Consider the following 11672-nt stretch of genomic DNA (forward strand, 5'->3'; position numbering starts at 1 on the left):
TTATTGCGATGCTGTTCACAGGGACCGCGGGCGCGCCCCAGCAATAGGCCGACTGCGGCCAAACGGCTCCCTGTTCGCGGCCAGCAATCTACGCTGACCGGCATGAGCATCACTGTGAGACTGGCGGTACCGGTCGTGACCTCGATATTCGCGGCCGGACTTGGAGCGGGTATCGCCTGCCCGCAACGGGCGACGGCCGACGCGTGCGCCGACGTCGGCGGTCGGCATGTGAGCGTCGGTGGCTGCACCGACCCGGGGCGCTGGGGTAACTGGGTCCTGCCGGCCGGTGCGATGACGGTCCCGCCGCCCGACGCGCCACCGCCGTGCTACACCCCGTCCGGGGAGCCGTATTGGACGCCGCCGGGCGAGCCCTGCTGACCCGAGGCGGCAGGCTTATCGCGCGGTGAGCAACCGCTCGACGTATTTGGCGATCACGTCGACTTCCAGGTTCACTTGCGTCCCGACCGGAGCGCGACCCAACGTGGTCAGCTCCCGGGTCGTGGGGATCAGCGAAACCTCGAACCAGTCGGGGCCGAGCCCGGAGACCGTCAGGGAGATGCCGTCGACGGTGATCGATCCCTTCTCGACGACGTAACGCGCCACCGCCGCGGGGATCTCGATCCGCACCACTTCCCAGTGCTCGGACGGCGACCGGCTGACCACCCGGCCGGTCCCGTCCACGTGGCCCTGCACGATGTGCCCACCGAGCCGGCTGTTCACCGCCGCGGCGCGCTCCAGGTTGACCGGGCTGCCGACCTCCAGGGCGCCCAGGTTCGACCGGCTCAGGGTCTCGGCCATCACGTCGGCGGTGAACTGACCGTCGGGCAGCAGCTCCGCGACGGTCAGGCAGACGCCGTTGACGGCGATCGAGTCGCCGTGCCCGGCGTCCGAGGTGACGACGGGTCCGCGGATGGTGAGCCGCGCGGCGTCGGCCAGCACGTCGCGGCCCGTCACCTCTCCGAGTTCCTCGACAATTCCGGTGAACATGCCATCAGGTTAATCGGACGCCCAAACGCGGCGGTCGCGCTGGTGAGCAGCCCAAACCGGCGTCGCCGGGCCGGCACCGGGCCCCCGCGTCTCCAAAGCCGGCCGGCGGCACCCTCTACGATGCAAGGTATGCAGACCCGCCGCCGTCTATCGGCCGTCATCGCATCCCTGACCCTCGCCACCGCCCTGATCGCCGGCTGTTCGTCGGGTTCAAAGCAGAGCGGCGCCCCGCTGCCCGACGCCACGACCCTGGTCAAGCAGTCGGCCGACGCCACGAAGGCCGTCAAGAGCGTGCACCTGGTCCTGTCGATCCAAGGCAAGATCCAGGGGCTGCCCATCAAGACGCTCACCGGTGACCTCACCACGGCGCCGGCCACCGCCGCGTCGGGCAACGCCACGATCACGCTCGGTGGATCCGACATCGACGCCAACTTCGTGGTCGTCGACGGCACGCTGTACGCCACCCTGACGCCGAACAAGTGGAGCGACTTCGGCAAGGCATCCGACATCTACGACGTGTCCGTGCTGCTGAACCCGGACAGCGGGCTGGGCAACGCGCTGGCCAACTTCAGCAACGCCAAGGCCGAGGGCCGCGAAACCATCAATGGGCAGAACACCATTCGCATCAGCGGGAACGTGTCCGCCGATGCGGTGAACAAGATCATGCCGCAGTTCAACGCGACGCAGCCGGTGCCGAGCACCGTGTGGGTGCAAGAGTCCGGTGAGCACCAGCTGGTGCAGGCCAACCTGCAGAAGAGTTCGGGCAATTCCGTGCAGGTCACCCTGTCCAACTGGGGCGAGCAGGTCCAGGTCACCAAGCCCCCGGTGAGTTCATGAGTTCGCAGACCGGACGCCGCGTCGCGATCAGCGCCGGCAGTCTGGCGGTCCTGCTGGGGGCCCTGGACGCCTATGTCGTCGTGACGATCATGCGCGACATCATGAGCGACGTTCACATCCCCATCAACCAGCTGCAGCGCATCACCTGGATCATCACGATGTACCTGCTGGGCTACATCGCCGCGATGCCGCTGCTGGGCCGGGCCTCGGACCGGTTCGGCCGCAAGCTGGTGCTGCAGGTCAGCCTGGCCCTATTCATGGTGGGGTCGGTGGTGACCGCCCTCGCCGGGCACTGGGGCGATTTCCACCTGCTGATCGCCGGACGCACCATCCAGGGTGTGGCCAGCGGCGCGCTGCTGCCGGTCACCCTCGCCCTGGGCGCCGACCTGTGGGCGCAGCGCAACCGCGCCGGCGTGCTGGGCGGCATCGGCGCCGCGCAGGAGCTCGGCAGCGTGCTGGGCCCGCTGTACGGGATCTTCATCGTGTACCTGTTCCACGACTGGCGCTACGTGTTCTGGATCAACGTGCCGCTCACCCTGATCGCGATGGCGATGATCCAATTCAGCCTCCCGTCGCGCGAGAAGGTCGAGAACCCCGAGCGGGTCGACCTGGTCGGCGGCGTGCTGCTCGCGGTCGCCCTGGGCCTGGCCGTCATCGGCTTGTACAACCCGCAACCCGACGGCAAGCAGATCCTGCCGAGCTACGGGCTGCCGCTGGTCATCGGGGCGGTCGTCGTCGCGGTGCTGTTTTTGCTGTGGGAACGGTTCTCGCGTACCCGGCTGATCGAGCCGGCGGGGGTGCACTTCCGCCCCTTCCTGGCCGCGCTGGGCGCATCGTTGGCCGCCGGTGCGGCGCTGATGGTGACGCTGGTCGACGTGGAGCTGTTCGGCCAGGGCGTGCTGCAGATGGACCAGACGCAGGCCGCCGGCTTGTTGTTGTGGTTCTTGATCGCGCTGCCGATCGGGGCCGTGCTGGGCGGCTGGATCGCCACCCGCGTGGGCGATCGGGTGATGACGTTCATCGGTCTGCTGATCGCGGCCTACGGTTACTGGCTGATCCACTACTGGCGCCAGGACGTATTGAGCCAGAAGCACGACATCTTCGGGGTGTTCAGCGTTCCCGTGTTGCACGCCGACCTTCTGGTCGCCGGCATCGGCCTGGGCCTGGTGATCGGGCCCCTGACGTCCGCGGCGCTGCGGGTCGTACCGTCGGCCCAGCACGGCATCGCCTCGGCGGCCGTGGTGGTGGCCCGGATGACCGGCATGCTGATCGGGGTCGCCGCGCTCAGCGCGTGGGGCCTCTACCGGTTCAACCAGATCGTGGCGGGGCTGACCGCCGCGATACCGCCCAACGCCTCCCTGCTGGAGCGGATCGCGGCGCAGGGGACGATGTACCTCAAGGCGTTCGCGATGATGTACGGCGACATCTTCAGCGCCACCGTGGTCATCTGCATCGTGGGAGCGCTGCTCGGCCTGTTGATCGGCGGCCGCAAGGAACACGCCGACGAGCCGGAAGTCGTTGAGCCGCAAGCGGTTTCGTTGGGCGAGCGCTAGCGCTACGCGCTTCCGATCGTCACCGGCGGACCGGTAGCACACCCGACAGGGTGGCCGGCACCGGCGCTTGGGTCCCGCACGGTGGCCCCGGGTCTCCTATTCTGGCTGCGTGCCGTGGCGCATTGATCCTCAACCGTCAGCCGAACGGTTGCACGCGATCGGCTGCACGGCGTTCCTTGCGATGCTCGGCTTATACGCCGCGGCCGGAGCGCACGCCGGAACCACCGGCCGCGACACCACCCTGAATTGGGCGCTCGGCGCGGCCGCGTTGCTGGCGGCGTTCGTCGCGCTGACGGGCCGGCTCCGCGGTTGGCAAGGCCGGCGCGGATTGCTGGTGGGATGGCCGGTGGCGTCGCTTGTCGTCACCCTCCTCGCCGGAGCCATCGAACCGGCCGCCACGCGCGACTTCCCCGGCACGATCACGATCACCTTCGCCTACCTCGGCCTCACCGGTCGGCGGTGGCGCTCACTGGCCCTGCTCCCGCTCGGCGCCGCGGCGTTCGTGGTGGCCTGCGTGAAACCGCTTCCCGCCTCGACGCTGACCGTGGTGCTGGCCGCGACCATGTGGGTCCTCGTCGCGGAGGTGCCGGCCTGGCTCATCGACCGGCTCGTGCAGCAGAGCCTGTTACTGCGCGACATCGCGCAGACCGACGCGTTGACCCGATTGCTGAACCGGACCACCCTGGCACACCGGCTGTCGCAACACGCCGGCCGGTGCGCCGTGGTGCTCGCCGATCTCGACAACTTCAAGCGCTACAACGACCGTCACGGCCACGAGGCCGGCGATGAAGTTCTGGTCGCCTTCGCCGACGCGCTGCGCCGGTCGGCCCGCAAGAATGACGTCGCCTTCCGCATCGGCGGCGACGAATTCCTCCTCCTGCTGATCGATGCCGATACTCCAGAGGCCGGGCGGATCCTCGATCGGCTCCGCCGCCGGTGGGCCGAGGTCGGCGCGCCGGTCGACTTCAGCGCAGGCATTGCCGCCGGCGAGCGCGACGTCATGCGTCTTGCCGACGCAGACATGTATGCCGACAAGCGTGCGCGCGGCCTAACCGGCAAGGACCCGATGCAAGGCGATTCGGCCGGTCACCGCTAATCGACGCGTGGAACCAGGCTGAGCACGAGATCCGGCCCGAGCCGGTCCACTCCGTCGAAATGCCAGCGCAACGCCCGCGCGATGGTGGGCACCCCGACGTCGTCGACGACGGAGATCGGGCCGCCCAGCAGCGTCGGCGCGACGTACGCCAGGATGCGGTTGATCGCCCCCGCCCGCAGGAACGCGCCCGCGAGGGTGGGACCGCCCTCCAGCAGGACGTCGGTGCGGTCCGACAACGCCTTGATCACCTCCATGGGGTCGTGCGTGCGAATCACCATGGTCCGCGAGTCGTCGTTGAGAACCTTTGCCTCCGAAGGTATTTCGCGCATTCCCACCACCACGCGCAGCGGTTGCCGGTCGGCCAGCGAGCCGTCGGGCAACCGGGCGGTCAGCGCCGGATCGTCGGCAAGCACGGTGCCCGTGCCGACCACGATCGCGTCGGCCGCCGCGCGGCGGCGATGCAGGTCCAGCCGCGAGGCCTCGCTGGAAATCCATTGGCTGGTGCCATCGGCGGCCGCGCTGCGGCCGTCGACGCTGCCGGCGTACTTCCAGGTGACGTGCGGCAGCCCGGTCCGCTGCTTGTGCAGCCACTCCCGCAAGGGCCCGCCGGCCACCTCGTCGCCCAGCACCCCGGCCGTCACCCGCACGCCGGCCTCGGTCAGCCGGGCCGCGCCACCGGCGGCGTCCGGGTTCGGGTCGGCGACGGCGTAAACCACCGCCGCGAGCTCGGCGGCCAGGAGGGCGTTCACGCACGGCGGGGTCTTGCCGTAGTGGTTGCAAGGCTCGAGGGTGACCACCGCGGTTCCACCGGCCGCCAGGTCGCCGGCCCGCCGCAACGCCAACACCTCGGCGTGGTCGCCGCCGGCGGGTTCGGTACCACCGACGCCGACGACCACGCCCGCGGAGTCCAGGATGACCGCACCCACGGGCGGGTTCGGATAGGTGGTGCCCTTGACGTGGTTGGACTGCTCGATCGCCAGGCGCATGGCCGCGTCGAGGCCGCCCGCGGGCTGGTTCATCGGCGCAGGTGCGGTGAGGCGGCGGCGGCCTGCCTCCGCAGCGCCTCGATGGCGGCCTCCGGGTCCTCCGCGCCGTAAACGGCCGACCCGGCGACGAAGCAGTCGACGCCGGCCTCGGCGGCCTGCTCGATGGTGTCGTCGTTGATGCCGCCGTCGATCTCGACCAGGATCGTCAGCTCCCCGGCGTCGATCAGCTTGCGCGCGGTGCGCACCTTGCTCAGCACGTCGGGGATGAAGCTTTGGCCGCCGAAGCCGGGTTCGACCGACATGATCAGCAGCGTGTCGAACTGCGGCAGGATCTCCAGGTACGGCTCGAGCGGGGTGCCCGGCTTGACGCTGATGCCGGCCTTGGCGCCCGCGGCGCGGATATCGCGCGCCACGCCGACCGGGTTGTCGGTGGCCTCGGCGTGGAACGTCACGTTGTAGGCGCCGGCCTCGGCGTAGCCGGGCGCCCACCGGTCGGGGTCCTCGATCATCAGATGGCAGTCCATCGGGATGTTCGTGGTGGCCAGCAGGCTTTCGACCACCGGCAGGCCGATGGTCAGGTTCGGCACGAAGTGGTTGTCCATCACGTCGACGTGCAGCCAGTCGGCGCCCACGACGGCGGCGGCCTCGTCGGCTAGCCGCGCGAAATCGGCGGACAGGATGGACGGCGCGATCAGCGGCCTACCGGTGTTGCCAGACATGTGCGCCAGACTACTGAGCGCCGCCGGCGGCTTCACGCCGGCAAGCCGCGCCGTTCCCCGCCCGCGCCCGATTGCCCGGGCGCTCGCCGCGGCCCTACCCCGCTTCTCGGCGCACCGCGGCCGCGAACATCGCATCGGTGCCGTGTCGATGCGGCCAGAGCTGGACGTGCGGCCCATCCCCCAGCCCGGTGACCGGCTCGAAGAGCGGCCGAGTGTCCAACGCGGACACCGGATGCCGGCGCAGCGCGTCGGCCACCACGCCGACGGTCTCGGCGAGATGCGGCGAGCAGGTCGCGTAGAGCACCACACCGCCCGGCCGGGTCAGCTCGATCGCGGCGCCCAGCAGCTCGCGCTGCAATTTGGTGAGCGCGGGCACGTCGCCCGGCTGGCGTCGCCACCGGGCCTCGGGCCGGCGCCGCAGCGCGCCCAGCCCGGTGCACGGCGCGTCGACGAGAACCCGGTCGAACGTCGGCTCGAGTCCGCTTTGCCGCCCGTCCACCCGCAGCACGTCGACCGGGAGGCCGCGGGTGTTCTGCACAACCAGGTCGGCGCGGCGGGGCGCGGGCTCCACGGCCGTGACGCGGGCCCCGGACTCCGAGCCCAGCGCGGCCAGCAGCGCGGTCTTGCCGCCCGGTCCGGCACACAGGTCCAGCCACCGCCCCGCATCGCCCTCGACCGGCGCCAAGGTCAGCGCCCGCGCGACCAGCTGGCTGCCCTCGTCCTGGACCAGCGCGGCGCCATCGCGTACCTGGGCCAGCCGACCCGGGTCGCCGCCCGGCAGGTACACCGCGTAGGGCGAATACCGGCCGACCGTGCCGCCGACGGCGTCGGCCAGCTCGGCGGCGCTCAGCACACCGGGGCGGGCCGCCAGGTGCACCTGCGGGCGGTCGTCGTCGCTGGCCAGCACCGCGTCGAGCTCGGCCGCGGCCGGCCCCAGCGCATCGGCGAAGGCCTGCGCGATCCAGCGCGGGTGCGCGTGCACGAAGGCGGCATGACCGACCGGATCGCGCGCCGAATCGGGCGCCAGCTCCTCGACCCAGGACTTCTCGTCCCGGGCGGCGACGGCGCGCAGTACGCCGTTGACGAAACCCGCTCGCGCCGAATCGAATTCGATCCCCGCCTGTTCCACCGTCGTCGAGACCGCGGCGTAGGTGTCGACCCTGGTGCGCAGCAACTGGTAGGTGCCCAACCGGAGCAGATCGAGCAGCACCGGGTCGATGGTGTCCGGCGACCGGTTGGCGGCGGCCCCGATGACCGCGTCGAGCAGGCCCCGGGTGCGGCAGGTGCCGTAGGTCAGTTCGGTGGCGAACGCGGCGTCGCGGCCGCCGATTCCGCGTTCGCGCAGCAGGGCGGGCAGGGCCAGGTTCGCGTAGGAGTCGCGCTCGCTGACCGCCCGCAGCACGTCGAACGCGGCGGCGCGTGCCGGGTCGAACGGCCGCCGCCGCCTGCCGCGCCCGCGGTCGGTGGGCCGCGGCGGGCTCATGTCGCCCGCGCCGCGGAGTCGAGACGCGCTCCCCGGGCCCAGTCGACCGCGCTCATGAGCTTCTTGCCGGGTGGTTGAATTTGGCCCAGCCGCACCGCCTGCGAGCCGGTGCCGATCCACACGTTCTTGCGGTCAACGTGAATAGCGCCGGGCGCCAACGGTTCTGGGGCATCGGCGTCGATACTCACCGGGCCGAGCTTGATGCGCAGGTCGCCGATCAGCGTCCAGGCGCCCGGATTGGGTGTGACCGAGCGGATCCGGCGCTCCACGACCGGCGCCGGCAGGTCCCAGCGCACGCGGGCCTGCTCGACGGTGATCTTCGGCGCGATGCTGACCCCGTCGGCGGGTTGCGGTCGCGGCGTCAACGTCCGGTCTTCGATGCCGTCCATGGTGGTCGACAGCAGCGCCGCGCCCGAAACGGCCAGTCGCCCAAGCAGTTCCCCGGCGGTGTCGGTCGGCCGGATCGTCTCGGTGACGACGCCGTAGACGGGCCCGGAGTCCAGGCTGGGCTCGATCTGAAAGGTCGTCGCGCCGGTGACGGTGTCCCCGGCCGCGATCGCCGCCTGCACCGGCGCCGCCCCGCGCCAGGCTGGTAGCAGCGAGAAGTGCAGGTTGATCCATCCGTGCGGGGGCACGCCGAGCAGGCCGTCGCGCAGCAAGGCGCCGTAGGCCACGACGGCGCAGCAGTCGGGCGCCAGCTCTCGCAGTTCGGCGACGAATTCGTCCGAGTTCGGCCGCGCCGGCCGCAGCAACGGGATGCCCCGGTCGAGCGCTTCGCGGGCCACCGGCGACGGCTGCGGCCGACCGTGTCGGCCGACGGCCGCGTCGGGCCGGGTCAGCACGGCGATCACCTCGTGACGGGGCGAGTCGATGAGGCGGCGCAGCGCGGGCAGCGCGGGTTCGGGGGTGCCGGCGAAGACGAGACGCACCGGCACAGTCTAGAAAGCGGCGCCCGCCACCCACCAAAAACTTGCGCGGGTCGATTATTTCTCATGCATACTGTTTCTAGCGGTTACCATCTGCCGATGTGACCGCACTGCCGTGCTGGTGACAACGGGGTCGAGTGGGCAGCCCTTTTCCTTACCACGAAGGAGGTCTGATGACCCTCGACACGACGATCAGCGACAGCGCCGTGCATCGCACCGTATGGGCGCTGGGAGACTACGCCCTGATGGCCGAGGAAGTGATGGCGCCGTTGGGCCCGGTCCTGGTCAGGGCCACCGGCATCGGCCCCGGCGTCCGCGTGCTCGACGTCGCCGCCGGCTCCGGAAACATCTCGCTGCCCGCGGCCGCCACGGGTGCCACGGTGGTGTCCAGCGACCTCACCCCCGAGCTGCTGCAGCGGTCGCGGGCCCGCGCCGCGGCGCAGGGCCTGACGCTCGACTACCGGGAAGCCAACGCGCACGCGCTGCCCTTCGGCGACGGCGAGTTCGACGTCGTGATGTCCGCGATCGGCATCCAGTTCGCCCCCGATCAGCAGCGGGCCGCCGACGAGCTGGTCCGGGTCTGCCGGCCGGGCGGGACGATCGGCGTGATCAGTTGGACGCCGGAGGGATTCTTCGGCCGGATGCTCGCCACCATCCGGCCGTACCGCCCCAGCCTGTCGCAGGCCGTGCCGCCCGCCGCGCTGTGGGGGCGCGAGGGCTACGTCACCGGACTGCTGGGCCGCCGCGTCGGGCGGGTGACCGCGGTGCGCGGACTGCTCAAAGTGAACCGGTTCGACAGCGCCGAGGCGGTGCACGCCTACTTCAAGAACCACTACGGCCCGACGATCGAGGCCTACACGAACATCGGCCACAACCGCGTGCTGGCCGCCGAGCTGGACGCGCAACTCGTCGAGCTCGCGGAGCAATATCTCGCCTACGGCAGCATGGACTGGGAGTACCTGCTGGTCACCGCCGAGAAGCGGTGACGGCTAAAGGTCGATCTCGGCGTCGAGGTGAACGTCCGGCTCGCCGCCGGCGGCGGTGAAGGCGGTCAGGGCCCGCACCAGCCCGTGGCGCTCCGCCGGCGGCATCTTTTCCACGATGGCCGCGATCTCGGCGCGCCGGTAGGAGGTGACCTGGCGAACGACCTCGCGCCCGCGCTTCGTCAGCGCGGCCAGCAGCTCGCGCCGGGAGGTCGGGTGCGGGAGGCGGTCGATCAGCCCGGCCGCGACCAGCCGGTCGACCATCCGCCCGGTGGCCGACGGCTGCACCCCGAGCAGGCCGGCCAGCGTGGCGAGGTTCACCGAGCCCCGATTGGACAGGATCACCAGCGTCCGGAACTGCGGAATCGTGATGGTCTCGTCCACCTGCCCGATGGACCGCGCCGAAATGGCGACCAGCAAGCGGGAAGCCGTCAGCAAAGCGTCGGTGATTACGTCCAGCGAATCGTCCGCCGTGGTCACGTTCTCCGCTGCCATCTCGCCCCTTCTTCGGGATCGTCTCCGGCCTATCGGCGGCAGAAGACCAGGAAGTGTAACAACCTTCCAATGTCGTAGTCAGGCATTATTTCCGACGCATACTATCGCCTCGGGCAGGATTTGGCGAGGTCATCCGATGTGCAGCGGATCGATCTGCACCCGGACCGGCTCGTGGGTCTGGCGCGCGGACAACACGCTCACGCCGCGGCGCAGCGCCGCGGCCAGCGCCAGCCCCTGCTCCCGGCGGGCGCGCACCAGCATCCTGGTCACCGGCACGCCGGCCGGGGTCCCCGCCGGCCGGCGGATACCCGCCGGCAAATCCACCGGCCCCAACACGTCGGCGCCCTCCGGTAACCCGGCCTCCTCGAGCAGCGCCGCCACCGCGTCGGCGGCGCCGTCCAGGGCCGCCATGTGCACGCTCGGCGGCAGGCCCACCTCTGTCCGGGCCGCCAGGTCGGCCTCGGCATGACCCACCGGATCCCAGCGGATCAGCGATTGCACCGTGGGAATCGACGATTCGGCCACCGCCAGCACCACCCCGCCGTCGCCGCGGGCACGCACCAGCGCCGCGGCGGACATCCAGCGCCACAGCGCGTCCTCCGCGGCGCGCAGGTCCTGGCGGCCCAGCAGCGCCCAGGTGTCCAGCAGCAGCGCCGCCCCGTAACCGCCCGCCGCGGCGGGCTCCGCCCCCGGCGTGGCCACCACCAGCGCCGGGCCCGCGGCCACCTGCGGAACGACGCCCTCGCCCGACGAGGTGACCACCGCGGTGCCGGGAAACGCGCGCCCGAGTTCCTCGGCGGTGCGGCGCGCCCCGACGACCACGGCGCGCACCGCGTCCGACCCGCAGCGCGGCTTTCGCGCCGCTGAGCGATCTGGGTCTGGTGATGGTGTGGGCGGACGCCGACGACAGCCTGGCCGAGCCCCGGGCGCCGTACCCGCACGCCCGCGAGGTGGCGATGCTGCGCGCCCACCAGGCGCGGTGCGCGGCGCTGATCGGGGGCTACGCGCGCACCGCCGAGGCGCAGGCGTTGGTGCGCAGCGGGTGGGCGCACGACATCGTCGCGGCCCGGGCGGTGGTGCGCGCCCGCACGCCGCGGGTGGTCGCCCTCGACGACACCGGTTACGCCGACGAACGCGACCCGGCCGCGCGGACCGCGCGCATCCCGTCGATCGCGCTGCGCGCCGCCCGCTCGTCGCTGGAGGCCGGGGCGCCGGTGCTGGTGCAGGTGCCGCGGCGCGGATACGTCCCGTCGCTGGCCTGCGCGCGCTGCCGCACCATCGCCCGGTGCCGGCACTGCACGGGTCCGCTCTCCCTGGCCGAGTCGTTGCGGGAGGGCGGCCCGGCGCTGGTCTGCCGTTGGTGCGGGCGGACTGAGCCGACGCGGCGCTGCGCGCGCTGCGGGTCGGACGCGGTGCGCGCCGTGGTCGTCGGGGCGCGCCGCACCGCCGAGGAACTCGGGCGCGCGTTTCCCGGCACCGCGGTGGTCACCTCGTCGGGCGAGGGCGTCGTTCCGCAGGTGGCCGCGGGCCCGGCGCTGGTGGTGGCCACGCCGGGGGCGGAGCCCGCCGCGGCGGGCGGTTACGGGGCGGCGCTGCTGCTGGCCGCG

The 11672-nt window shown here is 71.7% G+C and carries 11 protein-coding genes and 2 pseudogenes; 6 read left to right on the forward strand and 7 right to left on the reverse strand.

The features are described 5' to 3' along the window. The first annotated feature begins 102 nt into the window (after positions 1-102). On the forward strand, positions 103-378 hold the full coding sequence (locus tag A9X05_RS29890; protein WP_067891074.1) for a hypothetical protein: 276 nt from the start codon (positions 103-105) through the stop codon (positions 376-378). A 15-nt stretch (positions 379-393) separates the two neighbouring features. On the opposite strand, the gene A9X05_RS17555 is transcribed toward A9X05_RS29890, so the two are convergent. Beyond that, a complete protein-coding gene (locus A9X05_RS17555; RefSeq protein ID WP_067783025.1) occupies positions 394-987 on the reverse strand; it encodes a riboflavin synthase in 594 nt (197 codons plus the stop codon). A 120-nt stretch (positions 988-1107) separates the two neighbouring features. Between A9X05_RS17555 and A9X05_RS17560 the strand changes: the two genes are divergently transcribed. The 3 genes from A9X05_RS17560 to A9X05_RS17570 all read left to right on the forward strand — a co-directional run bounded on the left by A9X05_RS17560 (position 1108) and on the right by A9X05_RS17570 (position 4473). Next, positions 1108-1824, forward strand: coding sequence for an LppX_LprAFG lipoprotein (locus A9X05_RS17560; protein ID WP_304442453.1), 717 nt, complete (start codon positions 1108-1110; stop codon positions 1822-1824). Beyond that, on the forward strand, positions 1821-3377 hold the full coding sequence (locus tag A9X05_RS17565) for an MFS transporter (protein WP_067783032.1): 1557 nt from the start codon (positions 1821-1823) through the stop codon (positions 3375-3377). Before A9X05_RS17560 ends, A9X05_RS17565 begins: the two co-directional genes overlap by 4 nt. A 109-nt stretch (positions 3378-3486) precedes the next feature. After that, positions 3487-4473, forward strand: coding sequence for a diguanylate cyclase (locus tag A9X05_RS17570; protein WP_067752946.1), 987 nt, complete (start codon positions 3487-3489; stop codon positions 4471-4473). On the opposite strand, the gene ribD is transcribed toward A9X05_RS17570, so the two are convergent. The 4 genes from ribD to fmt all read right to left on the reverse strand — a co-directional run bounded on the left by ribD (position 4470) and on the right by fmt (position 8590). Then, positions 4470-5492 carry a bifunctional diaminohydroxyphosphoribosylaminopyrimidine deaminase/5-amino-6-(5-phosphoribosylamino)uracil reductase RibD gene (gene ribD / locus A9X05_RS17575; protein WP_067783036.1) on the reverse strand — a complete coding sequence of 341 codons (1023 nt, stop codon included), beginning with the start codon at positions 5490-5492 and terminating at the stop codon, positions 4470-4472. The genes A9X05_RS17570 and ribD overlap by 4 nt on opposite strands. Beyond that, positions 5489-6187, reverse strand: a complete 699-nt coding sequence (gene rpe / locus A9X05_RS17580) for a ribulose-phosphate 3-epimerase (RefSeq protein WP_156670055.1) — start codon at positions 6185-6187, stop codon at positions 5489-5491. The genes ribD and rpe overlap by 4 nt, the downstream gene beginning before the upstream one ends. Positions 6188-6272: 85 nt before the next feature. Next, entirely contained in the window at positions 6273-7661 is a 1389-nt protein-coding gene (locus A9X05_RS17585; RefSeq protein ID WP_067783041.1) for an RsmB/NOP family class I SAM-dependent RNA methyltransferase, read from the reverse strand. Continuing rightward, positions 7658-8590 carry a methionyl-tRNA formyltransferase gene (gene fmt, locus A9X05_RS17590; RefSeq protein WP_067783058.1) on the reverse strand — a complete coding sequence of 311 codons (933 nt, stop codon included), beginning with the start codon at positions 8588-8590 and terminating at the stop codon, positions 7658-7660. The genes A9X05_RS17585 and fmt overlap by 4 nt, the downstream gene beginning before the upstream one ends. Before the next feature lie 170 nt (positions 8591-8760). Here fmt and A9X05_RS17595 point away from each other — a divergent pair, with 170 nt between their 5' ends. Further along, entirely contained in the window at positions 8761-9573 is an 813-nt protein-coding gene (locus tag A9X05_RS17595; RefSeq protein ID WP_067783044.1) for a class I SAM-dependent methyltransferase, read from the forward strand. A gap of 3 nt (positions 9574-9576) precedes the next feature. Here the strand turns inward: A9X05_RS17595 and A9X05_RS17600 are convergent, their stop codons facing one another. Both A9X05_RS17600 and A9X05_RS17605 read right to left on the reverse strand, forming a co-directional pair. Further along, positions 9577-10065 (reverse strand): MarR family winged helix-turn-helix transcriptional regulator, encoded by a 489-nt coding sequence (locus tag A9X05_RS17600; RefSeq protein WP_067783046.1) that lies wholly within the window; start codon positions 10063-10065, stop codon positions 9577-9579. Between the two features lie 129 nt (positions 10066-10194). Then, a pseudogene (locus A9X05_RS17605) lies at positions 10195-10914 on the reverse strand (primosome assembly protein PriA); the annotation flags it as partial. Between A9X05_RS17605 and A9X05_RS17610 the strand changes: the two are divergent. Next, positions 10905-11672 (forward strand): annotated as a pseudogene (locus A9X05_RS17610) (primosome assembly protein PriA); the annotation flags it as partial. The pseudogenes A9X05_RS17605 and A9X05_RS17610 overlap by 10 nt on opposite strands.

It is taken from the genome of Mycobacterium sp. E3298, from assembly GCF_001666895.1.
Lineage (GTDB): Bacteria > Actinomycetota > Actinomycetes > Mycobacteriales > Mycobacteriaceae > Mycobacterium.

What these genes read in the sequence shown, in the direction of transcription:
- A9X05_RS17585 (WP_067783041.1), bottom strand. Translation starts at nt 7,661, where the DNA reads ATGAGCCCGCCGCGGCCCACCGACCGCGGGCGCGGCAGGCGGCGGCGG.
- A9X05_RS17595 (WP_067783044.1), top strand. Translation starts at nt 8,761, where the DNA reads ATGACCCTCGACACGACGATCAGCGACAGCGCCGTGCATCGCACCGTA.
- A9X05_RS29890 (WP_067891074.1), top strand. Translation starts at nt 103, where the DNA reads ATGAGCATCACTGTGAGACTGGCGGTACCGGTCGTGACCTCGATATTC.
- A9X05_RS17555 (WP_067783025.1), bottom strand. Translation starts at nt 987, where the DNA reads ATGTTCACCGGAATTGTCGAGGAACTCGGAGAGGTGACGGGCCGCGAC.
- A9X05_RS17600 (WP_067783046.1), bottom strand. Translation starts at nt 10,065, where the DNA reads ATGGCAGCGGAGAACGTGACCACGGCGGACGATTCGCTGGACGTAATC.
- ribD (WP_067783036.1), bottom strand. Translation starts at nt 5,492, where the DNA reads ATGAACCAGCCCGCGGGCGGCCTCGACGCGGCCATGCGCCTGGCGATC.
- A9X05_RS17560 (WP_304442453.1), top strand. Translation starts at nt 1,108, where the DNA reads ATGCAAGGTATGCAGACCCGCCGCCGTCTATCGGCCGTCATCGCATCC.
- A9X05_RS17565 (WP_067783032.1), top strand. Translation starts at nt 1,821, where the DNA reads ATGAGTTCGCAGACCGGACGCCGCGTCGCGATCAGCGCCGGCAGTCTG.